Annotated in this window: 20 protein-coding genes and 1 tRNA gene; 4 read left to right on the top strand and 17 right to left on the bottom strand. The window is 64.5% G+C overall.

Features of this window, described 5'->3' with window-relative positions:
* From tuf (CYD53_RS06960) to pncB, 17 genes are all read right to left on the bottom strand, one after another.
* A partial coding sequence (gene tuf / locus CYD53_RS06960) for an elongation factor Tu (protein WP_103717377.1) occupies positions 1 to 1,153 on the bottom strand: 1,153 nt, incomplete at its 3' end.
* Between the two features lie 56 nt (positions 1,154 to 1,209).
* Positions 1,210 to 3,285 carry an elongation factor G gene (gene fusA, locus CYD53_RS06955; RefSeq protein WP_103717376.1) on the bottom strand — a complete coding sequence of 692 codons (2,076 nt, stop codon included), beginning with the start codon at positions 3,283 to 3,285 and terminating at the stop codon, positions 1,210 to 1,212.
* Positions 3,286 to 3,319: 34 nt separating this feature from the next.
* Positions 3,320 to 3,790 (bottom strand): 30S ribosomal protein S7, encoded by a 471-nt coding sequence (gene rpsG, locus CYD53_RS06950; protein ID WP_103717375.1) that lies wholly within the window; start codon positions 3,788 to 3,790, stop codon positions 3,320 to 3,322.
* Between the two features lie 72 nt (positions 3,791 to 3,862).
* The gene (gene rpsL / locus CYD53_RS06945) at positions 3,863 to 4,234 is read right to left on the bottom strand and encodes a 30S ribosomal protein S12 (protein WP_038358286.1); all 372 of its coding nucleotides are present in this window, start codon (positions 4,232 to 4,234) and stop codon (positions 3,863 to 3,865) included.
* A 437-nt stretch (positions 4,235 to 4,671) separates the two neighbouring features.
* Positions 4,672 to 8,880, bottom strand: a complete 4,209-nt coding sequence (rpoC, locus tag CYD53_RS06940) for a DNA-directed RNA polymerase subunit beta' (RefSeq protein WP_103717374.1) — start codon at positions 8,878 to 8,880, stop codon at positions 4,672 to 4,674.
* Between the two features lie 127 nt (positions 8,881 to 9,007).
* Entirely contained in the window at positions 9,008 to 13,129 is a 4,122-nt protein-coding gene (rpoB, locus tag CYD53_RS06935; protein ID WP_103717373.1) for a DNA-directed RNA polymerase subunit beta, read from the bottom strand.
* 258 nt (positions 13,130 to 13,387) lie between these two features.
* Positions 13,388 to 13,762: a 50S ribosomal protein L7/L12 gene (rplL, locus tag CYD53_RS06930; protein WP_103717372.1), complete on the bottom strand. Its 375-nt coding sequence runs from the start codon at positions 13,760 to 13,762 to the stop codon at positions 13,388 to 13,390.
* 54 nt (positions 13,763 to 13,816) lie between these two features.
* Positions 13,817 to 14,332, bottom strand: a complete 516-nt coding sequence (gene rplJ, locus CYD53_RS06925; RefSeq protein ID WP_103717371.1) for a 50S ribosomal protein L10 — start codon at positions 14,330 to 14,332, stop codon at positions 13,817 to 13,819.
* Between the two features lie 505 nt (positions 14,333 to 14,837).
* Complete coding sequence (rplA, locus tag CYD53_RS06920; RefSeq protein ID WP_069692165.1) at positions 14,838 to 15,536, bottom strand: 50S ribosomal protein L1; 699 nt, start codon at positions 15,534 to 15,536, stop codon at positions 14,838 to 14,840.
* A gap of 13 nt (positions 15,537 to 15,549) precedes the next feature.
* Positions 15,550 to 15,981, bottom strand: a complete 432-nt coding sequence (rplK, locus tag CYD53_RS06915) for a 50S ribosomal protein L11 (protein ID WP_103717370.1) — start codon at positions 15,979 to 15,981, stop codon at positions 15,550 to 15,552.
* 208 nt (positions 15,982 to 16,189) lie between these two features.
* Positions 16,190 to 16,723 (bottom strand): transcription termination/antitermination protein NusG, encoded by a 534-nt coding sequence (nusG, locus tag CYD53_RS06910; RefSeq protein ID WP_069692167.1) that lies wholly within the window; start codon positions 16,721 to 16,723, stop codon positions 16,190 to 16,192.
* Between the two features lie 14 nt (positions 16,724 to 16,737).
* Complete coding sequence (gene secE / locus CYD53_RS06905; RefSeq protein WP_069692168.1) at positions 16,738 to 16,932, bottom strand: preprotein translocase subunit SecE; 195 nt, start codon at positions 16,930 to 16,932, stop codon at positions 16,738 to 16,740.
* 180 nt (positions 16,933 to 17,112) lie between these two features.
* Positions 17,113 to 17,844 (bottom strand): class I SAM-dependent methyltransferase, encoded by a 732-nt coding sequence (locus CYD53_RS06900; protein WP_103717369.1) that lies wholly within the window; start codon positions 17,842 to 17,844, stop codon positions 17,113 to 17,115.
* A gap of 49 nt (positions 17,845 to 17,893) precedes the next feature.
* Positions 17,894 to 17,969, bottom strand: a tRNA-Trp gene (locus CYD53_RS06895).
* Positions 17,970 to 18,174: 205 nt separating this feature from the next.
* Positions 18,175 to 19,365 carry an elongation factor Tu gene (gene tuf / locus CYD53_RS06890; RefSeq protein WP_103717368.1) on the bottom strand — a complete coding sequence of 397 codons (1,191 nt, stop codon included), beginning with the start codon at positions 19,363 to 19,365 and terminating at the stop codon, positions 18,175 to 18,177.
* Between the two features lie 51 nt (positions 19,366 to 19,416).
* Positions 19,417 to 19,608 (bottom strand): hypothetical protein, encoded by a 192-nt coding sequence (locus CYD53_RS30490; RefSeq protein WP_210202296.1) that lies wholly within the window; start codon positions 19,606 to 19,608, stop codon positions 19,417 to 19,419.
* Between the two features lie 285 nt (positions 19,609 to 19,893).
* Positions 19,894 to 21,168, bottom strand: coding sequence for a nicotinate phosphoribosyltransferase (gene pncB, locus CYD53_RS06880; RefSeq protein ID WP_103717366.1), 1,275 nt, complete (start codon positions 21,166 to 21,168; stop codon positions 19,894 to 19,896).
* Positions 21,169 to 21,396: 228 nt separating this feature from the next.
* Here pncB and CYD53_RS06875 point away from each other — a divergent pair, with 228 nt between their 5' ends.
* The 4 genes from CYD53_RS06875 (at position 21,397) to glpD (ending at position 26,262) form a co-directional block, all read left to right on the top strand.
* The gene (locus tag CYD53_RS06875) at positions 21,397 to 22,248 is read left to right on the top strand and encodes a transketolase (RefSeq protein WP_103717365.1); all 852 of its coding nucleotides are present in this window, start codon (positions 21,397 to 21,399) and stop codon (positions 22,246 to 22,248) included.
* Positions 22,245 to 23,279, top strand: a complete 1,035-nt coding sequence (locus tag CYD53_RS06870; RefSeq protein WP_103717364.1) for a transketolase family protein — start codon at positions 22,245 to 22,247, stop codon at positions 23,277 to 23,279. The genes CYD53_RS06875 and CYD53_RS06870 overlap by 4 nt, the downstream gene beginning before the upstream one ends.
* 105 nt (positions 23,280 to 23,384) lie before the next feature.
* The gene (locus CYD53_RS06865) at positions 23,385 to 24,731 is read left to right on the top strand and encodes a nucleotide sugar dehydrogenase (RefSeq protein WP_103717363.1); all 1,347 of its coding nucleotides are present in this window, start codon (positions 23,385 to 23,387) and stop codon (positions 24,729 to 24,731) included.
* 7 nt (positions 24,732 to 24,738) lie between these two features.
* Positions 24,739 to 26,262: a glycerol-3-phosphate dehydrogenase gene (glpD, locus tag CYD53_RS06860; RefSeq protein WP_181011743.1), complete on the top strand. Its 1,524-nt coding sequence runs from the start codon at positions 24,739 to 24,741 to the stop codon at positions 26,260 to 26,262.
* Positions 26,263 to 26,282 lie beyond the last annotated feature (20 nt).

Below are 26,282 nucleotides of genomic sequence, written 5' to 3'. Positions count from 1 at the left end.
TTCGGCCGCCTTCGCGGATGGCGAAGCGCAGCTTCTCCTCCATCGCGATCGGCACGATCAGGTGCACTTCCATGGCGATGTTGTCGCCAGGCATCACCATCTCGGTGCCCTCAGGCAGATGCACCACGCCGGTCACGTCCGTCGTGCGGAAGTAGAACTGCGGGCGGTAGTTGGTGAAGAACGGGGTATGACGACCGCCCTCCTCCTTCGTCAGGATGTAGGCCTCGGCCTTGAACTTGGTGTGCGGCTTCACCGAACCCGGCTTGCACAGCACCTGGCCGCGCTCCACGTCCTCGCGCTTCGTGCCGCGCAGCAGCGCCCCGATGTTGTCGCCGGCCTGGCCCTGGTCGAGCAGCTTGCGGAACATCTCGACGCCCGTCACCGTCGTCTTGACCGTGTCCTTCAGGCCGACGATCTCGATTTCCTCGCCGACCTTGACGATGCCGCGCTCGACGCGACCCGTCACCACCGTGCCGCGACCCGAGATCGAGAACACGTCCTCGACCGGCATCAGGAACGGCAGGTCCAGCGGGCGCGCCGGCTGCGGGATGTACTCGTCGACCGTCTTCATCAGCGCGATCACCGCGTCATGGCCGATCGCCTTGTCGCCGCCGTCCAGCGCAACCTTCGCCGAACCCTTGGTGATCGGGATGTCGTCGCCCGGGAAGTCGTACTTCGACAGAAGCTCGCGGATCTCCATCTCGACCAGCTCGAGCAGCTCGGCGTCGTCGACCAGATCCACCTTGTTCATGAACACCACAAGCGCGGGAACGCCGACCTGGCGCGCCAGCAGGATGTGCTCGCGGGTCTGCGGCATCGGGCCGTCGGCAGCCGACACCACCAGGATCGCGCCGTCCATCTGCGCCGCGCCCGTGATCATGTTCTTCACATAGTCGGCGTGGCCGGGGCAGTCGACGTGGGCATAGTGGCGCGCAGCCGTCTCGTACTCGACGTGAGCCGTCGAGATCGTGATGCCGCGGGCCTTCTCCTCCGGCGCCTTGTCGATCTGGTCATACGCCGTGAACGACGCGCCGCCAGACTCAGCCAAAACCTTCGTGATCGCTGCCGTCAAAGACGTCTTGCCATGGTCGACGTGACCAATCGTTCCAATGTTGCAATGCGGCTTGTTGCGAGCGAATTTCTCTTTGGCCATCGTAGCCTCCGTCCGTCAGATCGATTTCAAATATTCGTGCGAATGGTCTTGCAGGTTCAGGCGTACTTCGCCTGAACCTCGGCGGCGACCGCCGAAGGAACCTGCTCGTAGTGGTCGAACTGCATCGTGTAGTTGGCGCGTCCCTGGCTGAACGAACGCAGCTGGTTGACGTAGCCGAACATGTTGGCGAGCGGGACCATCGCATTCACGACGACCGCGTTGCCGCGCATGTCCTGGCCCTGGATCTGGCCGCGGCGCGAGTTCAGATCGCCGATGACCGAGCCGGTATAGTCTTCCGGGGTTACCACTTCGACCTTCATGATCGGCTCGAGCAGCACCGAGCCACCCTTCTGCAGGCCTTCACGCAAAGCAGCGCGCGAGGCGATTTCGAAGGCGAGCGCCGAGGAGTCGACCTCGTGGAAGGCGCCGTCGATCAGAGTGACCTTGACGTCGACGACCGGGAAGCCGGCGATCACGCCGGAGCCGATCACCGAATTCAGGCCCTTTTCGACGCCGGGAATGTATTCCTTCGGAACCGTTCCGCCGACGACCTTCGACTCGAACTCGAAGCCCTTGCCGGTCTCGTTCGGCTCGATCACCAGCTTGACGCGGGCGAACTGGCCGGTACCGCCTGTCTGCTTCTTGTGGGTGTAGTCGATCTCGGCCTTCTTGGTGATCGTCTCGCGATAGGCCACCTGGGGAGCGCCGATATTGGCGTCCACCTTGTAGGTCCGGCGCAGAATGTCGACCTTGATGTCGAGATGCAGCTCGCCCATGCCCTTGAGAATGGTCTGGCCGCTCTCCTGGTCGGTCGAAACGCGGAACGAGGGATCCTCGTTAGCGAGCTTCGCCAGCGCCAGACCAAGCTTCTCCTGGTCGGCCTTGGACTTCGGCTCAATCGCGATCGTGATGACCGGCTCGGGGAATTCCATGCGCTCCAGGATGACCGCCTTGACGGGGTCGCACAGCGTGTCGCCGGTGCGGACGTCCTTGAGGCCGGCCAGGGCGACGATGTCGCCAGCGAAAGCCTCCTTGATGTCTTCGCGGTTGTTCGCGTGCATCAGCAGCATGCGGCCGACACGCTCTTTCTTGTCGCGGGTCGAGTTGATGACGCCCGCGCCGGTCTCGATCTTGCCCGAATAGACGCGGCAGAAGGTGATGGTGCCGACGAAGGGGTCGTCCATGATCTTGAAGGCGAGCATGGAGAAGGGATCCTCGTCCGTCGGGTGACGAACGGTCTCTTCCTCGGTCTTGAAGTCGATGCCCTTGATCTCGCCACGATCGACCGGCGAGGGCAGGAAGTCGACGACTGCGTCGAGCAGCGGCTGGACGCCCTTGTTCTTGAAGGCCGAGCCGCAGAGCACGGGATGGAAGGCGCGGCGCTGCACCGCGGTGCGGATCAGCTTGCGCAGCGTCTCGGCGTCGGGCTCGGTGCCTTCGAGATAGGCTTCCATGGCCGCGTCGTCCATGTCGACGGCGGCTTCGACGAGCTTGTTGCGATATTCAGCAGCCTTGTCGGCGAGATCGGCGGGGATTTCCTTCTCTTCGAAGGAAGCGCCCAGCGCTTCGCCGTTCCAGACGATCGCCTTCATCTTGATCAGATCGACGACGCCGGCGAAATCCGATTCCGACCCGATCGGGATCTGCAGGCAAACCGGCTTGCCGGCGACGCGGTCGATGATGTCCTGGACGCAGCGGTAGAAATCGGCACCGGTCTTGTCCATCTTGTTGACGAACACGATGCGCGGCACGTCGTATTTGTCGGCCTGGCGCCAGACGGTCTCGGTCTGGGGCTCGACGCCCTGGTTGCCGTCGAGCACGCAGACGGCGCCGTCGAGCACGCGCAGCGAACGCTCGACTTCGATGGTGAAGTCGACGTGGCCAGGGGTGTCGATGATGTTCAGGCGATGCTCGCGCCACAGACAGGTGGTCGCAGCCGAGGTGATCGTGATGCCACGCTCCTGCTCCTGCTCCATCCAGTCCATGGTGGCGGCGCCGTCATGGACTTCGCCGATCTTGTGCGACTTGCCGGTGTAATACAGCACGCGCTCGGTCGTCGTCGTCTTGCCGGCGTCGATATGCGCCATGATGCCGAAGTTACGGTATCGGTCGATGGGATGAGTGCGTGCCATAGGAGCGCTCTGTCTTTCTCAGTCTGACGAACGGTTACCAGCGATAATGCGAGAAGGCGCGGTTGGCTTCCGCCATCCGGTGCGTGTCCTCACGCTTCTTCACGGCATTTCCGCGGTTGTTGGCGGCATCCATCAGCTCCGAGGAGAGCCGCTCCACCATCGTCTTGTCGTTGCGGCCGCGAGCAGCCGTGATCAGCCAGCGGATCGCCAGCGCCTGACGGCGCTCGGTGCGAACCTCGACCGGAACCTGGTAGGTGGCGCCGCCGACGCGACGCGACCGGACTTCGATCGCCGGGGCGACATTCTCGAGCGCAGTCTTGAAGACGGCGAGCGGGTCGCTCTTCAGCTTGCCCTCGATGATATCGAAGGCGCCGTAGACGATCCGCTCGGCGGTCGACTTCTTGCCTTCGTACATCACCGAATTCATGAACTTCGTCACGATGATATCGTGGAACTTCGGATCGGGAATGATCTCACGCTTTTCAGCGCTATGGCGGCGGGACATCGTCTAGTCTCCGGTCAAATCTCAAAAGCTGCGAACAGGCTCGGGCTCATCGCCCCGCCAGTCTGGCAGAACTCACTTCGGACGCTTGGCGCCGTACTTCGAACGGCGCTGCTTACGGTTCTTCACGCCCTGCGTGTCGAGCACACCGCGAAGGATGTGATAACGCACGCCGGGCAAGTCCTTGACGCGGCCGCCGCGGATCATGACGACCGAGTGCTCCTGGAGGTTGTGACCCTCGCCAGGAATATAGCCGATCACTTCGAAGCCGTTGGTCAGGCGCACCTTGGCGACCTTACGCAACGCGGAGTTCGGCTTCTTCGGCGTCGTCGTGTAAACGCGCGTGCAGACGCCGCGCTTCTGCGGGCAGGATTCAAGCGCCGGAGCGGTGTTGCGCGCCTTGACGGGCGAACGTGGCTTGCGAATGAGCTGGCTGATTGTCGGCATTCTGGCCTCTCGCTCCACTGAGCGTTTGGAAATCTCTAAATCGATGGCCCAGATCAAGCGAAGCCATGGCACAAACGAAACTGCGCCATCGGCTCCCGGCAGGGAAACCTCAGGCGCATTCGCCAGCAGAGGAACACGGATCGCTCCGCATTCATGCATCTCACCATGTCGTCAATCGACGCTGGAATTCCGATGGAGTTTCGGCCGCGAAATTCGCTTGCAACCAAGGCAAAGCGACATACGTGTCCGACAACCATCGACAGTGGCGCGCTTATGACTCGCAACCCGAGTCGCGTCAACCCCAATTCTGGCGGCTTCGCCCTGCGCGCGGCTCAAACAGCATATTCAGCCGCGACAACGGGTCAAGCGCCCTCCCCCACAAAGCAAAATGGCCGCCCGGAGGCGGCCATTTCGTAGCGTCAAGCGTCAGTGCGCGGTCATTCGGCCGCGGGCAGCGCCGCCGCAACGGCAGCCGCAGCTGCCTTGGCCGCGGACGCGGCAGCCTTGGCCGCCGCATCGGCCTTCTGGCCGACGATGAGATCGTCACGACGCGTCGCCACCTGCTTGATGCGGGCAACCTGCGCGCCGGTGCCGGCCGGGATCAGCGAGCCGACGATGACGTTCTCCTTGAGGCCTTCCAGCGTGTCGTACTTGCCGTTGACCGCCGCCTCGGTGAGGACGCGGGTGGTCTCCTGGAACGACGCCGCCGAGATGAAGGACCGCGTCTGCAAGCTCGCCTTGGTGATGCCGAGCAGCACGGGGACGCCGGAAGCGGGCTTCTTGCCCTCCTCCTTCATCTTCGCATTGATCTCCTGCAGCTCGATGCGGTCGACCTGGTCACCGGTCAGGATGTCGGTGTCGCCCGACTCGGTGATCTCGATCTTCTGCAGCATCTGCCGGACGATGACCTCGATGTGCTTGTCGTTGATGCCCACGCCCTGGAGGCGATAGACCTCCTGGATCTCGTTCACCAGATAAGCCGCCAGCTCCTCGACGCCCTTGATCGCCAGGATGTCGTGCGGGGCCGGGTTGCCGTCGAGGATGTAGTCGCCCGTCTCCACGACGTCGCCGTCCTGGAGATGGATGTGCTTGCCCTTGGGGATCAGGTACTCGAGCCCCTCGGAACCGTCATGCGGGGTCAGCGTGACCCGGCGCTTGTTCTTGTAGTCCTTGCCGAAGCCGATGACGCCGGCCTTCTCGGCGATGATCGCCGCATCCTTGGGACGACGCGCCTCGAACAGCTCCGCCACCCGCGGCAGACCGCCGGTGATGTCGCGGGTCTTGGCGGAGTCCGTCGAGACACGGGCCAGCACGTCGCCTGCCTTGATATGGGCACCGGGCTCGACCGAGATGATGCCGTCGACAGGCAGGATGTAGCGGGCTTCGCCGCCACGCGCGAGCTTGGCGATCTTGCCGTCCGGGCCATGCACCGTCAGAGCCGGGCGCAGATCGGACGTACGGGCCGAGCCGCGCCAGTCGATGACGACGCGCTTGTTGATGCCCGTCGCCTCGTCGGTCGTCTCGGTGATCGACATGCCGTCGACCAGATCCTCGAAGCCGACGGAGCCGTCGACCTCGGCCAGGATCGGGCGGGAATAGGGATCCCACTCGATCAGGCGCTGGCCGCGCTTGACCTTGTCGCCCTCGTCGATGCGCAGCTTCGAACCGAACTGGACGCGGTGAACCGCGCGCTCGGCGCCGTCCGGCCCCACGATCACGACGGCGATGTTGCGCGCCATTGCGATCAGGTCGCCGTCCGAATTCCGGGCGAGGTTGCGGTTGCGGATCTTGACCACGCCTTCGAAGTTCGACTCGACGAAGGACTGGTCGGCGATCGTCGCCGCGCCACCGATGTGGAAGGTGCGCATGGTGAGCTGCGTACCCGGCTCGCCGATCGACTGCGCCGCGATGACGCCGACGGCCTCGCCCATGTTGACGGGCGTGCCGCGAGCAAGATCGCGTCCGTAGCAGGTGGCGCAGACGCCGTTCTTGGTGGCGCAGGTCAGCACCGAACGGATCTTCACCTCCTGCACACCGGCGGCGTTGATCGCCTCGATGTGGTGCTCGTCGATCATCGTGCCCTTCGGCACCAGGACCTTGCCGTCGATGTCGGTGACATCTTCCGCCGCCGAGCGGCCGAGGATGCGGATGCCGAGCGAAGCGACGACCTGACCCGCGTCGATGATGGCGCGCATCTTGATGCCGCTATCCGAGCCGCAATCGACTTCGGAGATGATGGCATCCTGCGCCACGTCGACGAGACGGCGCGTGAGATAGCCGGAGTTGGCCGTCTTGAGCGCGGTATCGGCGAGGCCCTTGCGGGCGCCGTGGGTCGAGTTGAAGTACTCGAGAACGTCGAGGCCTTCCTTGAAGTTCGAGATGATCGGCGACTCGATGATCTCGCCCGAAGGCTTGGCCATCAGGCCGCGCATCGCCGCGAGCTGCTTCATCTGGGCCGGCGAACCACGCGCTCCGGAGTGGCTCATCATGTAGATCGAGTTGATCGGCTTATCGCGACCATGCTCGTCCTTCTTCACGGTCGAGATGCGGGCCATCATCTCCTGGGCGAGCTTGTCGGAGCACTTCGCCCAGGCGTCGACGACCTTGTTGTACTTCTCGCCCTGAGTGATCAGGCCGTCCTGGTACTGCTGCTCGTAATCCTTGGCGAGCGCGCGGGTGGTGTCGACGATCTCCCACTTGTTCTCCGGCACGACCATGTCGTCCTTGCCGAAGGAGATGCCGGCCTTGAAGGCGTGGGTGAAGCCCAGCGACATGATGCGGTCGCAGAAGATCACCGATTCCTTCTGACCGCAGCCGCGATAGACGGCGTCGATCATTCCCGAGATTTCCTTCTTCGTCATCAGGCGGTTGCTGACGTCGAAGGTCATGTTCGGGTGCTTGGGCAGCGCGGTCGAGAGAATGACGCGGCCAGGCGTGGTGTCGTAGATCTTGGTGTAGGACTTGCCGTCCTGATCGACGCCGGTCCAGCGGTATTTGATCTTCGAATGCAGCGTCACGACCTTCTCGTGCAGCGCGTATTCGAGCTCACCGAAGTCGCCGAAGATCTTGCCCTGGCCCGGCTCGCCGTCAGAGACGATCGAGAGATAGTAGAGGCCGAGCACGATGTCCTGCGACGGCACGATGATCGGAAGACCGTTGGCCGGGTGCAGGATGTTGTTGGTCGACATCATCAGGACGCGCGCTTCCAGCTGCGCTTCCAGCGACAGCGGAACGTGCACGGCCATCTGGTCACCGTCGAAGTCGGCGTTGAAGGCGGCGCAGACCAGCGGGTGAAGCTGGATCGCCTTGCCTTCGATCAGCACCGGCTCGAAGGCCTGGATGCCCAGCCTGTGCAGCGTCGGGGCGCGGTTCAGCAGCACCGGATGCTCGCGGATGACCTCGTCCAGGATGTCCCAGACCTCGGGCTTCTCCTTCTCGACCAGCTTCTTGGCCTGCTTGACCGTGGTCGAGTAGCCCTTGGCGTCGAGGCGCGCATAGATGAACGGCTTGAACAGCTCGAGCGCCATCTTCTTGGGCAGCCCGCACTGATGCAGCTTCATCTCCGGGCCGACCACGATGACCGAACGGCCGGAATAGTCGACGCGCTTGCCGAGCAGGTTCTGGCGGAAGCGGCCCTGCTTGCCCTTCAGCATGTCGGCGAGCGACTTCAGCGGGCGCTTGTTGGCGCCCGTGATGACGCGGCCGCGGCGGCCGTTGTCGAACAGCGCATCGACCGATTCCTGCAGCATCCGCTTCTCGTTGCGGATGATGATGTCGGGCGCGCGCAATTCGATCAGACGCTTCAGGCGGTTGTTGCGGTTGATCACCCGGCGATAGAGGTCGTTCAGGTCGGAGGTCGCGAAGCGGCCGCCATCGAGCGGCACCAGCGGGCGCAGATCGGGCGGGATCACCGGAATGATGGTCATGACCATCCATTCCGGCTTGTTGCCGGACTGCTGGAACGCCTCGATGATCTTGAGGCGCTTCATCAGCTTCTTGGGCTTCAGCTCCGACGTCGTCGTCGCGATCTCATGTTTGAGATCGGCGTTGATCTGGTCGAGATCGAGCGCGCGCAGCATCTCGCGGATGGCTTCCGCGCCGATCATCGCCGTGAAGGTGTCGGCGCCATACTCTTCCTGGCAGCGGACATACTCTTCCTCGGACAGGATCTGACGGTCCTTGAGAGGCGTCAGGCCCGGTTCGATGACGACATAGGACTCGAAATAGAGAATGCGCTCGAGATCCTTGAGCGGCATGTCCATCAGCAGGCCGATGCGCGAGGGCAGCGACTTCAGGAACCAGATATGCGCAACGGGAGCGGCGAGCTCGATATGGCCCATGCGCTCGCGCCGGACGCGCGCAAGCGTGACTTCGACGCCGCACTTCTCGCAGATGACGCCCTTGAACTTCATGCGCTTGTACTTGCCGCACAGGCACTCGTAGTCCTTGATCGGCCCGAAGATGCGGGCGCAGAACAGGCCGTCTCGCTCGGGCTTGAAGGTCCGGTAGTTGATGGTCTCCGGCTTCTTGATCTCGCCATAGGACCAGGACAGGATCTTCTCCGGGCTCGCGATCGAGATCTTGATCGCGTCGAAGGCCTGCTGCACCGGCTGCTGGCCGAAAAGGTTCATGACCTCTTGCTTCATCGCCTGTCTCCTACCGCCGGCGGGGGATAAGACCGCCCTGCCCGGCTATCATAACCATCGGCCTGCGGCGTGAGTGCCGCAGGCATTGTCTCGTTCCAGGCGCGTCCTAAGCGACGCGCCGCGCGGCTTACTCGGCCGCTTCAGCCGGCGGCAACTCGCCCGGCTTCACCTTGTTGCTGATCAACTCGACGTTGAGGCCGAGCGAGCGCATTTCCTTGACGAGCACGTTGAAGCTCTCGGGGATGCCCGCCTCGAAGTTGTCCTCGCCGCGCACGATCGACTCGTAGACCTTGGTGCGGCCCGCGACGTCGTCCGACTTCACCGTCAGCATTTCCTGCAGCGTGTAGGCGGCGCCGTAAGCCTCGAGCGCCCAGACCTCCATCTCGCCGAAGCGCTGACCGCCGAACTGCGCCTTGCCGCCCAGCGGCTGCTGGGTGACGAGCGAGTACGGGCCGATCGAACGGGCATGGATCTTGTCGTCGACCAGATGGTGCAGCTTCAGCATGTAGATGTAGCCGACCGTGACCTTGCGATCGAAAGGCTCGCCGGTACGGCCGTCATAGAGCGTCGACTGGCCGGACGAGTGAAGCCCCGCCTGCTCCAGCAGCCGCTCGATATCGGCCTCCTTGGCGCCGTTGAACACCGGCGTAGCCATCGGCACGCCGCGACGCAGGTTCTGGCCCATCTCGACGAGCTCGTTCTCGTCCATCGACGCGATGATCTCGTTGTCGTCGTAGACAGCGTCGAACGAAGCCCGCAGCGCCTTGACGTCATGGCCCTTCTTATAGGCGTCGAGCGCGGCACCGATCTGCTTGCCCAGCCCCGCAGCCGCCCATCCGAGATGGGTCTCCAGGATCTGGCCGACGTTCATGCGCGAAGGCACGCCCAGCGGGTTCAGCACGATGTCGGCATGGGTGCCGTCCTCGAGGAACGGCATGTCCTCGGCCGCAACGATGCGCGAGACCACGCCCTTGTTGCCGTGACGGCCGGCCATCTTGTCGCCCGGCTGGATCTTGCGCTTCACCGCGACGAAGACCTTGACCATCTTCATCACGCCCGGAGGCAGTTCGTCGCCGCGCTGCAGCTTCTCGACCTTGTCGAGGAAGCGCTGCTCGAGGCGCTTCTTCGACTCGTCGTACTGCTTCCGCATCGCTTCGATCTCGGTCATCAGCGGATCGTCGCCGACCGCAAACAGCCACCACTGCGAACGCGGGAACTCGCTCATGCCCTCGCGGGTGATGACCGTGTCCTTCTTGAAGCCCTTAGGGCCGGCAAGACCGGTCTTGCCGTTCAGGATGTCGGCGAGACGGGCGAAGGTGTTGCGGTCGAGGATCGCCTGCTCGTCGTCGCGGTCCTTGGCGAGACGCTCGATCTCCTCGCGCTCGATCGCCTGGGCGCGCTCATCCTTGTCGACGCCATGGCGGTTGAACACGCGCACTTCGACGATCGTGCCCTGCACGCCCGGCGGCACACGCAGCGAGGTGTCGCGCACGTCCGAGGCCTTCTCGCCGAAGATGGCGCGCAGCAGCTTCTCTTCCGGCGTCATCGGGCTTTCGCCCTTGGGCGTGATCTTGCCGACGAGGATGTCGCCAGCAGCCACTTCGGCGCCGATATAGACGATGCCGGCTTCGTCGAGGTTCTTCAGCGCTTCTTCCGAGACGTTCGGGATGTCGCGCGTGATTTCCTCCGGACCCAGCTTGGTGTCGCGGGCCATGACCTCGAATTCCTCGATATGGATCGAGGTGAAGATGTCTTCCGAGACGATCTTCTCCGAGAGCAGGATCGAGTCCTCGAAGTTGTAGCCGTTCCACGGCATGAACGCGACGAGCACGTTGCGGCCGAGCGCGAGCTCGCCGAACTCGGTCGACGGGCCGTCGGCGACGATGTCACCCTTCTTGATGATGTCGCCGACGCGCACCAGCGGACGCTGCGTGATGCAGGTCGACTGGTTGGAGCGCTGGAACTTCTGCAGGCGATAGATGTCGACGCCGGGCTTGGTCGGGTCCATCTCGTCGGAGGCGCGGATAACGATACGCGTCGCGTCGACCTGGTCGACGATGCCGCCACGGCGGGCAGCGATCGCGGCGCCCGAGTCGCGGGCCACGACGGCTTCCATGCCGGTGCCGACGAAAGGCGCGTCGGCGCGAACCAGCGGCACCGCCTGGCGCTGCATGTTCGAGCCCATCAGCGCGCGGTTCGCGTCGTCGTTCTCAAGGAACGGGATCAGCGCCGCAGCGACCGAGACGAGCTGCTTGGGCGACACGTCCATGAAGTCGACCTTGTCGACCGGCGTCACGATGACTTCACCGGCGCGGCGGCAGACGATCAGGTCGTCGGTGAGACGGCCTTCCTTGTCGGTCGCGGCATTGGCCTGGGCGACGTTGTACTTCGCCTCCTCCATCGCCGAGAGATAGATGATCTCGTCGGTCTGGCGGCCGTCGCGGATGCGGCGATAGGGGCTTTCGATGAAGCCGTACTTGTTCACCCGCGCGAAGGTGGCGAGCGAGTTGATCAGACCGATATTCGGGCCTTCCGGCGTCTCGATCGGGCAGATGCGGCCGTAATGGGTCGGGTGCACGTCGCGCACCTCGAAGCCGGCGCGCTCACGGGTCAGACCGCCCGGTCCAAGCGCCGAAAGACGACGCTTATGCGTGACTTCCGAGAGCGGGTTGGTCTGGTCCATGAACTGCGAGAGCTGCGACGAGCCGAAGAACTCGCGCACGGCGGCAGCCGCCGGCTTGGCGTTGATCAGGTCCTGCGGCATCACCGTGTCGATGTCGACCGAGGACATGCGCTCCTTGATGGCGCGCTCCATGCGCAGCAGACCCAGGCGGTACTGGTTCTCCATCAGCTCGCCGACCGAGCGGACGCGGCGGTTGCCGAGATGGTCGATGTCGTCGATCTCGCCCTTGCCGTCGCGCAGGTCGACCAGCGCCTTGACGACCGCGAAGATGTCCTCCTTGCGCAGGATGCGCACGGTGTCCTCGGCGTCGAGGTCGAGGCGCATGTTCATCTTGACGCGGCCGACGGCCGAGAGGTCATAGCGCTCCGCGTCGAAGAACAGCGACTGGAACATGTTCTCGGCGGTCTCGAGCGTCGGCGGCTCGCCGGGACGCATCACGCGGTAGATGTCGAACAGCGCCTCTTCGCGGCGCGAGTTCTTGTCCACGTTGAGCGTGTTGCGGATATAGGGACCGACGGTGATGTGGTCGATGTCGAGCACCGGGATCTCGTCGAAGCCCGCATCGGTGAGCAGCTTCAGCGACTTCTCGGTGATCTCCTCGCCGGCCTCGGCGAAGACTTCGCCGGTCGCGGGGTTGACCAGGTCCTCGGCGATGTACTGGGTGTAGAGGTCCTCGTCCGTGGCGCGCAGGAACTTGAGGCCCTTCTCGGCGAGCTGCCGGGCGGTGCGCGCGACGAGCTTCTTGCCGGCCTCGACCACGACCTCGCCGGTGTCGGCGTCGATCATGTCGGCGGTGGCCTTGAAGCCCTTCATGCGCTCCGCGTCATAGGGAACGCGCCAGCCCTTGGCATCGCGGACATAGTTGATGTGGGCGTAGAAGCGGCTGAGGATCTCCTCGCCGTCCATGCCGAGCGCGAACAGCAGCGACGTGACCGGGATCTTACGCTTCCGGTCGATACGGGCGTAGACGATGTCCTTGGCGTCGAATTCGATATCGAGCCAGGATCCGCGATAGGGAATGATGCGCGCGGCGAAGAGCAGCTTGCCCGAGGAATGGGTCTTGCCCTTGTCGTGGTCGAAGAACACGCCCGGCGAACGGTGCATCTGCGAGACGATGACGCGCTCGGTGCCGTTGACGATGAAGGTGCCGTTATCGGTCATGAGCGGCATGTCGCCCATGTAGACATCCTGCTCCTTGATGTCCTTGACCGACTTAGCCTGGGTGTCGGGATCGATATCGAACACGATCAGGCGCAGCGTCACCTTGAGCGGCGCAGAGAAGGTCATGCCGCGCTGACGGCACTCGTCGACGTCGTATTTCGGCGGCTCGAAGGTGTACTTGACGAATTCGAGCAGCGAAGCGCCCGAGAAGTCGCCGATCGGGAAGACCGACTTGAAGACGGACTGCAGGCCTTCGTCGCCGCGGCCACCCTTGGGCTCGTCGACCATCAGGAACTGGTCGTAGGACGCCTTCTGAACCTCGATGAGGTTCGGCATCTGCGCCACTTCCTTGAGTTTTCCGAAGAACTTGCGGACGCGCCTGCGGCCCTGGAGCGAATTGACCATTTTGTTCCTCGCAATCTCTCGGACGGCTCACCCGGCAGTCTGCCGCAGGAGAGGCGGCTTGGCCGCCGGGTGAGCCGTTCGGCGCATCATCGCGCCGACATCATCTGAACTGGAGCGCCACAACGCAAGGTTGCGCGGGGAGCTTTCTCAACCTGTCCGCACGCAAGTACGGAAACGACGCAACAGCCCCGGAGGCGGAAAACCGCCCCGGGACTGTCTGTGTTGACTAGGGTCGGACCGGCATTACGCCGGCCCAGCTCACTTGAGCTCGACCTTGGCGCCGACGGCCTCGAGCTGCTTCTTGAGCTTCTCGGCCTCGTCCTTGGTCACCGACTCCTTGACAGCCTTCGGAGCGGCCTCGACCAGGTCCTTGGCTTCCTTGAGGCCCAGGCCGGTGATGGCGCGGACTTCCTTGATGACTTCAATCTTCTTGTCGCCGGCGGCGGCAAGAATGACGTTGAACTCGGTCTGCTCTTCGACAGCCGCAGCAGCGGGGCCAGCGGCGGGGCCGGCAACCGCAACGGCGGCAGCGGCGGAAACGCCCCACTTCTCTTCGAGAAGCTTGGCGAGGTCGGCGGCCTCGAGGACCGTGAGGGACGACAGCTCGTCAACGAGCTTAGCAAGATCAGCCATGGTTAAGTTCCTACGTAAAAGAGGTTCGAACGTTGATCAGGGGTAACTGGCCGTTCAGGCCGCATCCTTGTCGGCATATGCCTGGAACACGCGCGCGAGCTTCGCAGCAGGCGCGGTCGAGAGCTGGGCAATCTTGGTTGCAGGAGCCTGAAGCAGGCCGAGCAACTTGGCGCGCAGTTCGTCGAGCGAGGGCATCGTGGCCAGGGCCTTGACGCCGTCGGGGTTCAGGGCGGTCTTGCCCATCGCGCCGCCGAGGATGACGAGCTTGTCGTTCTCCTTGGCGAAAGCGGTGGCGACCTTCGGCGCCGCGACCGGATCGTTGGAATAAGCGATCAGGGTGGGACCCGTCAGCAGATTGCTGATGGACGCGACGTCGGTGCCTTCAAGAGCGATCTTGGCCAGCCGGTTCTTTGCGACCTTCACGGTGGCGCCATTGGCCTTCATCTCGCGACGAAGCTTCTGGAACTGGGCCACCGTCAAACCCGCATAGTGGGCCACGACGACGACCGACGTGTTCGCAAACACACCGTTCAGCGTCGCGACGGCATCATTCTTTGCCGTTCTATCCACTGGGCTCTCTCCGGTAGGCGGCAGGCTTGGGGGCTTGCCGCCGGTTGCACGTGTCGCTCTCAAGAAACCCCGGTTGACACCGGCGCTGGATAAGAGCGACGCTCAGTGCCCTGTCCCCGCTCTTGACCGTTGCCGGTCGCGATCGGGCGAGATGGTTCGAACCGTCTTCGGGACCTTGCGATCCCGCTTGAGCTCTTGCACCGTCTATGCAGGCCTCTTGGCGAAATTATGCCCCCAGCCGAAGCCGAGGAGCACCTGCAGTCTCAGACAGGACTGGATGATTCGGGCCCAAAGATCGCTCTCCGCGCCCCAAGCATCCATTCTTCGGCGGCAAACCGCCGAAAAACGCGAAACGGACCCCCTCGTGCGAAGCACGCTGGAGCCCACATCACTTATGGAAACAGGCTCGCGTCTTAACGCTTTCGCCTGCTTCTGCCAAGTGGGGACTTGACCCCGTCGGATCAAGCCCGGGCAACGGCCGGCGCGAAGCCGGCCGTCAGGCCTCTCAGCCGCCCATCACCGTGTTGGGCTCGATCTTGACGCCCGGACCCATGGTCGAGGAAATCGCGACGCGCTGGATATAGGTGCCCTTGGCGCCGGCAGGCTTGGCCTTGGCGACGGAATCGGCGAACGCCTTGATGTTCTCGGCGAGCTTGTCGGCCGTGAACGAGACCTTGCCGACGGCGGCATGCACGATGCCGGCCTTCTCGACGCGGAACTCGACCGAGCCGCCCTTGGACGCCGCAACCGCGGTGGTGATGTCCATGGTGACGGTGCCGACCTTCGGGTTCGGCATCAGGCCGCGCGGGCCCAGCACCTTACCGAGACGGCCGACCAGCGGCATCATGTCCGGGGTCGCGATGCAGCGATCGAACTCGATCGTGCCCTTGGAGACGAGATCGACCAGTTCTTCGGCGCCGACGATGTCGGCCCCGGCCTTCTTGGCCTCTTCCGCCTTGGCGCCGCGAGCAAACACCGCGACGCGCAGGACGCGGCCCGAGCCGTTGGGCAGGTTGCAGACGCCACGAACCATCTGGTCGGCGTGACGCGGATCGACACCCAGGTTCATCGCGACCTCAACGGTCTCGTCGAACTTGGCGTTGGCGCGCTCCTTGACCATCGCGACAGCGAGATCGAGCGGGTAGAGCTTGGTGCGGTCGATGCCCTCACGGGCCTTCACGACGCGCTTTGCGACATGTGCCATCGTCTGTTTCCCCTCAGCCCACGACTTCCAGGCCCATGGACCGGGCGGAGCCCTTGATCATGGACGAGGCGGATTCGATCGAATCGCAGTTGAGATCGGCCATCTTCTTCTCGGCGATCTCATTGATCTGAGCGATGGTGACCTTGCCGACATTGCCGCCGCGACCAGGCGTCTTCGAACCGGCAGTCAGGCCGGCGGCCTTCTTCAGCCAGTACGAGACCGGCGGCTGCTTCATCTCGAAGGTGAAGGAGCGATCCTGATACGCGGTGATGATCACCGGGATCGGCATGCCCTTTTCCATCTGCGCGGTCTTCGCGTTGAAGGCCTTGCAGAATTCCATGATGTTGAGGCCGCGCTGACCCAGCGCCGGACCGATCGGCGGCGACGGATTGGCCGCGCCCGCCGGAACCTGAAGCTTCACGTAGCCCGTGATCTTCTTTGCCATGATGGCTGCTCCTGCCGTCCGCTCCGACGCCTATCGGAACGACGACGCCCTGCCCGCGAACTGCTTCGCTCGGGGTCAGGGTGGTTGCAGAGCGTGGTGCGGCGCCGTTGATCCGGCTGGCGACCGGCACGCCTCCCACGCGGTTGAGGCGCCGCCTATGACACAGGGCGGCACCGAAGGGAAGCCCCTAAAGGCCTTCCGATATCGCTTAGAGCTTCTCGACCTGGCCGTATTCGAGCTCGACCGGGGTCGCGCGGCCGAAGATCGAGACCGCGACCTTGAGCCGGGCGCGGCCATGATCGACATCCTCGACCACGCCGTTGAACGAGGCGAAGGGCCCGTCGGAGACCTTCACCTGCTCGCCGATCTCGAAGACGACCGTGGGCTTGGGCCGCTCGATGCCTTCGGCGACTTGGCCCTTGATCCGCATCGCCTCGACCTCGGGGATCGGCATGGGCTTGGCCTTGTCGGCGCCCAGGAAGCCGGTGACCTTCGGCGTGTTCTTGATCAGGTGATAGACCTCGTCGGTCATCTCGCACTTCACCAGCACATAACCGGGGAAGAACTTGCGCTCGGCATCGACCTTGCGGCCGCGCCGAACCTCGACGACCTTCTCGGTCGGCACCAGGACCTCGTCGAACTTGTCGGCGAGATTGCGCTGCGCCGCCTGGTCGCGGATCGACTGCGCGACCTTGTTCTCGAAGTTGGAATAGGCGTGGACGATGTACCAGCGAGTTGTCACGTGTCTGATTCCGTTCAGCGTGCGCCGAGGATGATGCCGAGCGACCAACGAATGATCGTATCGGTGAAAAGGAAGAACAGGCTCGAGACGACCACCATGGCGAGCACGAGGCCCGTCGTGATCAGCGTCTCGCGCCGAGACGGCCAGGTGACCTTCGTCGCTTCGGTGCGAACGTCCTGCAGGAAGCTGAAGGGGTTGGTCTTAGCCATCGTATCACCTCGGGTTCCAAAACCGCGCTCCGGCCCTCGCCGAAGGCCGAATCGGCCGTCCTGAAACATTCGCGGCGCGGGGCTCGTGGAGCCGCGCGCCGTCATGACGTGCCTCTTACAACGGGCCGCAGCGTTAGCCAAGCGCCTTTTCAAGGGCATGCGAGCTGCCCTGAACAGGAGCTAGAGGCGTTTGCAGCCCAGCAGCAGGAAGGATGGCCGCTCCCGCTCCTTCGCCCACTCCGGATGGGCCGCGACCTGGTCTTCGCTCGGAGCCCATTCCACGCAATGCGTCAGGGCAAAGCCGGCTCGGAGCATGAGGTCGAGATAGGTCGCGATCGTGCGGTGCTGCTTGATCACGCCCTTCGCCAGCCAGTCCGTCCTGCGCGGCCCTTCCGCCAGATAGCCGTTCACCGGCCAGGCCGGCTGCCCGCCGGGGTCGAGCGACCAGCCCTGATGAGCCGGAGCCGTCATCAAGGGATGTTCGACCGAGCAGACCAGCATGCCGCTAGGCGGCAGCGCCTGGCCGACCCTTTCGAGCAACCCGCCCAGATCCGTCAGGTAATGAAAGGCAAGCGAGCTATAGGCGAGATCGAAGCTGCCGGGTGCGGGCGCGAAGCGCTCCAGATCGGCGCGCTCATAGCTGACGGCCATGTCGCCGGTCTCTTCCCGCGCCCTTGCCAGCATGTTCTCGGAGACATCGACGCCGAGCACGCTCGCCGCTCCGTTCGCCCGCGCCCAGCGGCAGAACCAGCCGAAACCGCAGCCGAGATCGAGAACCTTGAGGCCACGCAGATCGGGAAGGAGGCTTTGCAGCACTGGCCATTCGGGCGCTCCGGCGAGGCCGTGAACCGAACGCGGCAGCTGGCTGTAGGCGCTGAAGAAAGCCGGCGTATCGTAGATGTTCTGCGTCATCGGCGATCTACAGAACCAACCGGCGCCACAAAGCGGCTTCGTGCGGGACTGGCAGGGGCGGTAGGGCTCGAACCTACGACAACCGGTTTTGGAGACCGGTACTCTACCAACTGAGCTACACCCCTGTAGTCGGCGATGCTTTGCCTCAAGGCGCGGAGCTTTTCAAGTCGAAAACGAACGGCCGCTTCCTTTCGCCACAATGAAAAAGGGCGGTGTCGCCACCGCCCTTTCCCAAACCCGAACCTGATCTTATCGATCAGGCGATGATCGAGGCGACGACGCCGGCGCCGCAAAAGCCTGCGGTTTCCGCTGGCGTCGTTGTTGCTTCGATCAGGCTATGATCGAAGCAACAACGCCGGCGCCGACGGTGCGGCCGCCTTCGCGGATGGCGAAGCGCAGCTTCTCCTCCATCGCGATCGGCACGATCAGGTGCACTTCCATGGCGATGTTGTCGCCAGGCATCACCATCTCGGTGCCCTCAGGCAGGTGCACCACGCCGGTCACGTCCGTCGTGCGGAAGTAGAACTGCGGGCGGTAGTTGGTGAAGAACGGGGTATGACGACCGCCCTCCTCCTTCGTCAGGATGTAGGCCTCGGCCTTGAACTTGGTGTGCGGCTTCACCGAACCCGGCTTGCACAGCACCTGGCCGCGCTCCACGTCCTCGCGCTTCGTGCCGCGCAGCAGCGCCCCGATGTTGTCGCCGGCCTGGCCCTGGTCGAGCAGCTTGCGGAACATCTCGACGCCCGTCACCGTCGTCTTGACCGTGTCCTTCAGGCCGACGATCTCGATTTCCTCGCCGACCTTGACGATGCCGCGCTCGACGCGACCCGTCACCACCGTGCCGCGACCCGAGATCGAGAACACGTCCTCGACCGGCATCAGGAACGGCAGGTCCAGCGGGCGCGCCGGCTGCGGGATGTACTCGTCGACCGTCTTCATCAGCGCGATCACCGCGTCATGGCCGATCGCCTTGTCGCCGCCGTCCAGCGCAACCTTCGCCGAACCCTTGGTGATCGGGATGTCGTCGCCCGGGAAGTCGTACTTCGACAGAAGCTCGCGGATCTCCATCTCGACCAGCTCGAGCAGCTCGGCGTCGTCGACCAGATCCACCTTGTTCATGAACACCACAAGCGCGGGAACGCCGACCTGGCGCGCCAGCAGGATGTGCTCGCGGGTCTGCGGCATCGGGCCGTCGGCAGCCGACACCACCAGGATCGCGCCGTCCATCTGCGCCGCGCCCGTGATCATGTTCTTCACATAGTCGGCGTGGCCGGGGCAGTCGACGTGGGCATAGTGGCGCGCAGCCGTCTCGTACTCGACGTGAGCCGTCGAGATCGTGATGCCGCGGGCCTTCTCCTCCGGCGCCTTGTCGATCTGGTCATACGCCGTGAACGACGCGCCGCCAGACTCAGCCAAAACCTTCGTGATCGCTGCCGTCAAAGACGTCTTGCCATGGTCGACGTGACCAATCGTTCCAATGTTGCAATGCGGCTTGTTGCGAGCGAATTTCTCTTTGGCCATGACACCTGTTTCCTGACAACGGCCCTACGAGGCCTGAAAAGCGCGGTCGCATTAGGGGTTTTTGGGAGAGGATGCAAGTTGCGGCTTCGCCACCCGCAGGCCTTCCGGCCCCCCGTCGCGAGGGCGATAGCCGCGGAGCTGGCCCAGCACGCTCCAGCGACCGCCGATATGCCTCAGCAAATGCACCGTCACGGTGAAGCTATTGGACGGGCATGCTCGCAACATCGCCAGCATCTGGATCATCGCGCCGCGCTTGCGGCCCGCGTCGCCAGCCAGGCCACGACCGGCGCCGGGAGAACCGCCATGACGGTCGCGATCCGGAAATAGCGGCGAAGCCCGGATGCTGCGCCACCCAGCCGGCGCCGAGACCGCCGGCCATGCTGACGACGGCGTCCATGCCTTGCAGCAGCGTGCCATCAAGCCCGGCCCGGCGCGGATCGGCGCTGAGCATAGCTCCGATCTCGGCGGCATTCCCAAGAAAGCGCCCAATTCGCCGCGGCTAGAAGTCCCGCCTTCGCACGATGGCGCTCAGCCGCCGAACACCCGCCGATACCGCGCCACCACATCCGCCACGCCAGAGACCTTCTCGGGATTGTCCGAGAGCTTCACCGCCGGGCGGCCATTGGCCTTGCTCACCTTGCAGACCAGCGACATCGGGTCGAGTTCGCGCGAACCGTCCGGCGAGCAGCCGACGAGGTCGTTGGTGAGGTCCGTGCCCCAACCGAAGGCCATGCGGACCTTGCCGTCGAAATGGTGGTAGACGCGCTCGATCGCCGACACATCGAGCCCGTCGGAGAAGACCAGCAGCTTCTCCCTGGGATCGCGGCCCTTGCTGCGCCACCACGCCATGATCTCCTCGCCGGCCGGGATGGGCGGGGCGGAATCGGGCCGGAATCCGGTCCAGTCGGCGACCCAGTCGGGCGCGTGCCGCAGGAAGCTCGTGGTGCCGAAGGCATCCGGCAAGGCGATCAGCAGATTGCCGCCATAGACCTGGCGCCATTCGTCGAGCACGCGATAGGGCGCGCGCAGCAGCTCCTCATCGCTTTCGGCGAGCGCAGCCAGCACCATCGGTAGTTCATGCGCGTTGGTGCCGATCGCCTCCAGGTCGTTGTCCATCGCCAGCAACACGTTGGAGGTGCCGCTGAAGGCGGCACCCAGCCCCTCCTTCAGTGCCTCGACGCACCAGCGCTGCCAGAGATGGCCGTGGCGCCTGCGCGTGCCGAAATCGGAGAGCCGCAGATTCGGCAGCTTCTGCAGCCGGTCGACCTTGTCCCACATCTTCGCCTTGGCGCGGGCATAGAGCACATCGAGCGAGAAACGCTTCTGGCCGACCATGACACGGCGGGCGCGCAACTCGTTGATGATGGCGAGCGCGGGAACCTCCCACATCGTGGTATGCGTCCAGGGTCCCTCGAAATGCAGTTCGAACTGCCCGTCGACGCGGCGCAGATCGTATTCGGGCAGGCGGAAATCCGCGAGCCAGCCGATGAAATCCGGCGAGAACATCTGCGTCTTGCCGTAGAAACTGTTGCCCGCCAGCCAGATCAACTCCTTCTTCGAGAAGCGGACCTCGCGCGCATGGTCGAGCTGGGCGCGCAACTCGGCCTCGTCGACGATATCGGCGAGCCGAATGTGCTTCGAGCGGTTGATCAGCGAGAACGTGACCTGCACCTCCGGATGGAAGGCCCGGATCATCTGCAGCATCAGGAGCTTGTAGAAATCGGTGTCGAGCAGGCTGCGGATGATCGGATCAAGCCGCCAGCCATGATTATAGGTACGCGACGCGATATCGGTGACGGTCATGGCGGGGCCGCAGGGTCCGTGATGCTCAAAGGGCAGCACATGACTAGGCGAGGTCGCGCCTTTTTGACAATCGTCTTGCGTCGGGACACGCCGACGGGGGCGCATGCCCCGTCGGCAGATCAGGCGCTTGTCTCGGCACCGCGAAGCGGGAACAGTCGCGGCAAATCAGAAGACGACCTTAGGGAGAGATGATGACATCGAACGGCAGCATCGCCGGCCGGCACGCCCATGGCTGAAAGCGCCAGCCACGCGATTCCCAATGTCAGCCTCGCCGAACGGGCCTGGCGCATCCGCCGCAACGCCCTGCGCATGGGCGAGGTCCAGGGCCAAGGCTATATCGCCCAGGCACTTGGTGTCGCCGACGTGCTCGCGGTCTCGTATTTTCACGCCTTGACCTATCGGCCGCACGAACCGGAATGGGAGGGTCGCGACCGCTTCCTGCTCTCGATCGGGCACTATGCGATTGCGCTCTATGCCGCGCTGATCGAGGCCGGGATCATCCCCGAGGATGAGCTTGAAACCTATGGCGGCGACGACAGCCGGCTGCCGATGTCGGGCATGGCGGCCTATACGCCGGGCATGGAGATCACTGGCGGCTCGCTCGGCCATGGGCTCGGCATCGCTGTCGGCATGGCCCTGGGCCTGAAACGCAAGGCGTCGAAGAGCTTCGTCTACAACCTGTTCTCCGATGGCGAACTCGATGAGGGCTCGACCTGGGAGGCGGCCATGGCGGCAGGTTCCCACAAGCTCGACAACCTGATCGGCATCGTCGACGTCAACAACATGCAGGCCGACGGCCCCTCGACGCAGGTGATGAACTTCGAACCGCTGCTGCCGAAGTTCGAGGCGTTCGGCTGGTTCGCTCAGCGCGTCGATGGCAACGACCTCGCGGCGCTGGTCGAGGCCTTCGACGCGGCGCGTCATAGCGAGGCGAAGAAGCCCCGCATCATCATCTGCGACACCAGGATGGCCAAGGGCGTGCCCTTCCTCGAGGAGCGCGAGCGCAATCATTTCCTGCGCGTCGAGCCGGAGGAATGGGTCGATGCCCTGGCCGTTCTCGATGCAGGGAGGCCGGCATGAGGCCCTCGAAATACGAACGCCCCGCCCATCTCGACAATCCGGCGCTCGGCGGCACGCGGCTCACCACCTCGGCGATGATCGCCTCCATCGCAGGCCCGGACCAGCGCACCAAGCCGGCCCCTTTCGGCCACGCCTTGGTCGAACTCGCCAGGACACGGCCCGACATCGTCGGCGTCACCGCCGACCTGAGCAAATACACCGACCTGCATCTCTTCGCGAAGGCCTGTCCCGACCGCTTCTACCAGATGGGCATGGCCGAGCAGGTGATGATCTCGGCAGCGGCAGGGCTGGCGCGCGAGGGCTTCACGCCCTTTGCCACGACCTATGCGGTCTTCGCGGCGAGGCGCGCCTACGACTTCATCTTCATGGCGATCGCGGAGGAGAACCTCAACGTCAAGATCGTCTGCGCCTTGCCCGGCCTGACCACGGGCTATGGCCCAAGCCATCAGGCGACCGAGGACATCGCGATCTTCCGCGGCATGCCGAACCTGACCATCATCGACCCTTGTGACGCCCATGAGATCGAGCAGGCGGTCCCCGCGATCGCGGCGCATCGAGGGCCCGTCTATATGCGGCTCTTGCGCGGCAATGTCCCGCTCGTGCTCGACGAGTACGGCTACCATTTTGAACTCGGCAAGGCCAAGACGATCCGCGACGGCCGCGACGTGCTGATCATCTCGTCGGGCCTGATGACGATGCGGGCCCTGGAGGCCGCCAAGCGGCTCGAGGCCGACCGCATCGATGTCGCGGTGCTGCATGTGCCGACGATCAAGCCGCTCGATGTCGGGACGATCGAGCGCGAGGCTGCCCGCACCGGCCGTATGGTGATCGTAGCCGAGAACCATTCGGTCGTCGGCGGCCTAGGCGAGGCGGTGGCGGGTGTCCTGATGCGCGCCGGCATCCATCCGCCCGCCTTCCGCCAGATCGCCCTGCCCGACGCCTTCCTCGATGCCGGCGCGCTGCCGACGCTGCATGACCGCTACGGCATCTCCACCGACGCGATGGTCGCGAGCATCAAGAGTTGGCTCTGACGAACGAACCGTCATTGCGGCGGCCGCGTTGACAGCCTCGATCAACTCGGCAAGGAGCAAGCCTCGTCGGCGCGCTCCCATGCGCCGCGTTGTCGGGAGCCTGGATTGAGCGCGACATCACAAGCAGCGCAGCGTTTCATCGACCGCGTCCACAGCCGCGAGGTCGTGCTCGGCATTGTCGGCCTCGGCTATGTCGGCATCCCGCTGGCGCTGGCGTCGCTGCGCCGGGGCATCAGGGTGGTCGGTTTCGACATCGACCAGCCGCGCGTCGATCAGATCAATGCCGGCAAGGAGACGATCAAGCACATCCCGATGGAGCTGATCGTCGAGGGCCTGAAGACGGGGCGCTTCGAGGCCACGACGGATTTCGACCGGTTGGCCGAGCCCGACGCGCTGCTGATCTGCGTGCCGACGCCGCTCTCGCGTCATCGTGAACCCGATCTCTCCTTTGTCCGCCAGACCACGGAAGCGATCGCCCGGCGCCTGCGGCCGGGCCAGTTGATCGTGCTGGAATCGACCACCTATCCCGGCACCACCGATGAATTGATGCGCCCGATCCTGGAGACCGCCACCGGCCTCAAGAGCGGACAGGATTTCTTCCTCGCCTATTCGCCCGAGCGCGAGGACCCCGGCAATGGGGAGTTCGGCACCTCCGATATCCCCAAGGTTGTCGGCGGCGACGGGCCCGATGCCCTCGCCATGGCCGACGCGCTTTACGCCGCGCTCGTGGTCAAGACCGTGCCGGTCTCCTCGACCGCGACCGCCGAGGCGGTGAAGCTGACCGAGAACATCTTCCGCGCCGTCAACATCGCGCTCGTCAACGAGTTGAAGCAGGTCTACGCCGCGATGGGCATCGACATCTGGGAGGTGATCGACGCCGCCAAGACGAAACCCTTCGGCTACATGCCGTTCTATCCGGGGCCGGGCCTAGGGGGGCACTGCATCCCGATCGACCCGTTCTACCTGACCTGGAAGGCACGCGAATTCGACGTCACGACGCGCTTCATCGAACTCGCCGGCCAGATCAACACCGACATGCCCTACCGCGTCGTCGAGCGGCTGGCGGAGCTTGTGGACACACAGCTCGGCCGCGGCTTCAGCGGTGCGCGCATCCTCGTCCTCGGCATCGCCTACAAGAAGAACATCGAGGACATGCGCGAGAGCCCTGCCCTCAAGCTGATCGAACTGATCGAGACGCGCGGCGCGAGCGCCGCCTATCACGACCCGCATATCCCCGAGATACGGCCGACGCGGAAGCATGGCGGCCTGACCGCCCGCAAGAGCCAGGCGCTGAGCGCCGAGACGCTCGCCGCCTTCGACGCCGTGCTGATCGCGACGGACCATGACGATGTCGATTACGGCCTCGTCGCCCGCCATGCCAAGCTCGTTGTGGATACCCGCAACGCCTGCGCCCGGCATGGGCTTGCGGCGAAGACCATCTTCAAGGCCTGATGCGACGATGAAGAGCGCTGAGCCAGCTTACGATCTCGCCGTCATCGGCGGTGGCATCAATGGTTGCGGCATCGCCCGCGACGCGGCCGGGCGCGGCGCCTCGGTCGTGCTGTTCGAGAAGGACGACCTCGCCAGCGCCACCTCCTCGGCCTCGACCAAGCTGATCCATGGCGGCCTGCGCTATCTCGAGCATTACGAGTTCCGGCTGGTGCGCGAAGCCTTGATGGAGCGCGAGCGGCTCTGGCGGCTCGCGCCGCACATCATCCGGCCGCTGCGCTTCGTGCTGCCGCACCATGCCGGCCTGCGCCCGGCCTGGCTGCTCCGGCTTGGGCTTTTCCTCTACGACCATATCGGCGGACGAAAGCTGCTGCCGGCAACGAAGACACTCGATCTTGCTCATGATCCTGCCGGCCGGCCGCTCAAGGACGACCATGCGCGGGCTTTCGAATATTCCGATTGCTGGGTCGAGGATTCCCGCCTCGTCGTGCTGAACGCGGCCGATGCAGCCGCCAAGGGAGCCGCGATCCACACACGAACAAAGGTCGTCTCGGCCGATCGCGACGGCGCGCTCTGGCGGATCGTCGGGGACGGCGAAGCCGGCCGCATCACCGTGACCGCCAAGGCGCTGGTCAACGCCGCCGGCCCCTGGGTCGGCGATGTTCTGGGCGGCGTCGTGCGCTCGAACACCAAGGCCGCCGTCCGCATGGTCCAGGGCAGCCATATTGTCGTGCCCAAACTCTATGAGCACGACCGCTGCTACATCTTCCAGAATGCCGATGGCCGCATCATCTTCGCGATCCCCTATGAGCACGACTTCACCCTGATCGGCACCACGGACCGCGATTACAACGGCGATCCTGCCCAAGCGAAAGCGACGCCCGGGGAGATCGATTATCTTTGCGCCGCCGCAAGCGAGTATTTTCGTGCGCCCGTCACGCCCGAGCAGGTCGTCTGGACCTATTCCGGCGTGCGCCCGCTCTATGACGACGGCGCCTCCAAGGCACAGGAAGCGACGCGCGACTATGTACTGACCCTCGACGCGCCCGAGGGCGAAGCCCCGCTGCTCTCGGTCTTCGGCGGCAAGATCACGACCTATCGCCGCCTCGCAGAAGCGGCTCTGGACAAGCTCGCGCCGCATGCCGGCTGGGCCGGCCGGCCCGCCTGGACCGTCAACGGCACATTGCCCGGGGGCGATTTCCCGGTGACCGGCTTCGGAGCGCTGGCCGACGAGATCGCCGCCGCCCATCCCTGGCTGGCGCGATCGACCGTGACGCGGCTGGTGCGCGCCTATGGCACGAAGGCGCGCGAGATTCTCGCCGGCGCGCAAGGGATGAGCGATCTCGGACGCCATTTCGGCGCCGACCTTTACGAGCGCGAGCTGCGCTATCTGATCCGCCAGGAATGGGCCAGGCGCGGCGCGGATGTGCTCTGGCGGCGCGGCAAGCTGGGCTTGCGCCTGTCAGTGGAGGAGCGTGAGGTGCTGGACGCCTTCATGCTGGCCGAAGCGACGACGACCGCGCCGGCAGCCTGAAGGCATCGAGGCTGGATGGC

This window comes from Allobosea psychrotolerans (assembly GCF_002917105.1).
Taxonomy (GTDB): Bacteria; Pseudomonadota; Alphaproteobacteria; order Rhizobiales; family Beijerinckiaceae; genus Allobosea; species Allobosea psychrotolerans.
Note: the sequence above shows the minus strand (reverse complement) of the source record. Positions and strands in the feature narration are given on the sequence as shown.

Bases quoted from the DNA above. Each gene is read 5' to 3' on its own strand.
- rpoC (WP_103717374.1), bottom strand. From the start codon at position 8,880: ATGAAGCAAGAGGTCATGAACCTTTTCGGCCAGCAGCCGGTGCAGCAG.
- rplK (WP_103717370.1), bottom strand. From the start codon at position 15,981: ATGGCAAAGAAGATCACGGGCTACGTGAAGCTTCAGGTTCCGGCGGGC.
- rpoB (WP_103717373.1), bottom strand. From the start codon at position 13,129: ATGGTCAATTCGCTCCAGGGCCGCAGGCGCGTCCGCAAGTTCTTCGGA.
- rpsG (WP_103717375.1), bottom strand. From the start codon at position 3,790: ATGTCCCGCCGCCATAGCGCTGAAAAGCGTGAGATCATTCCCGATCCG.
- CYD53_RS06900 (WP_103717369.1), bottom strand. From the start codon at position 17,844: ATGACGCAGAACATCTACGATACGCCGGCTTTCTTCAGCGCCTACAGC.
- fusA (WP_103717376.1), bottom strand. From the start codon at position 3,285: ATGGCACGCACTCATCCCATCGACCGATACCGTAACTTCGGCATCATG.
- rpsL (WP_038358286.1), bottom strand. From the start codon at position 4,234: ATGCCGACAATCAGCCAGCTCATTCGCAAGCCACGTTCGCCCGTCAAG.
- tuf (WP_103717368.1), bottom strand. From the start codon at position 19,365: ATGGCCAAAGAGAAATTCGCTCGCAACAAGCCGCATTGCAACATTGGA.
- rplL (WP_103717372.1), bottom strand. From the start codon at position 13,762: ATGGCTGATCTTGCTAAGCTCGTTGACGAGCTGTCGTCCCTCACGGTC.
- CYD53_RS06875 (WP_103717365.1), top strand. From the start codon at position 21,397: ATGGCTGAAAGCGCCAGCCACGCGATTCCCAATGTCAGCCTCGCCGAA.
- glpD (WP_181011743.1), top strand. From the start codon at position 24,739: ATGAAGAGCGCTGAGCCAGCTTACGATCTCGCCGTCATCGGCGGTGGC.
- CYD53_RS06870 (WP_103717364.1), top strand. From the start codon at position 22,245: ATGAGGCCCTCGAAATACGAACGCCCCGCCCATCTCGACAATCCGGCG.
- secE (WP_069692168.1), bottom strand. From the start codon at position 16,932: ATGGCTAAGACCAACCCCTTCAGCTTCCTGCAGGACGTTCGCACCGAA.
- rplA (WP_069692165.1), bottom strand. From the start codon at position 15,536: ATGGCACATGTCGCAAAGCGCGTCGTGAAGGCCCGTGAGGGCATCGAC.
- CYD53_RS30490 (WP_210202296.1), bottom strand. From the start codon at position 19,608: ATGATCCAGATGCTGGCGATGTTGCGAGCATGCCCGTCCAATAGCTTC.
- pncB (WP_103717366.1), bottom strand. From the start codon at position 21,168: ATGACCGTCACCGATATCGCGTCGCGTACCTATAATCATGGCTGGCGG.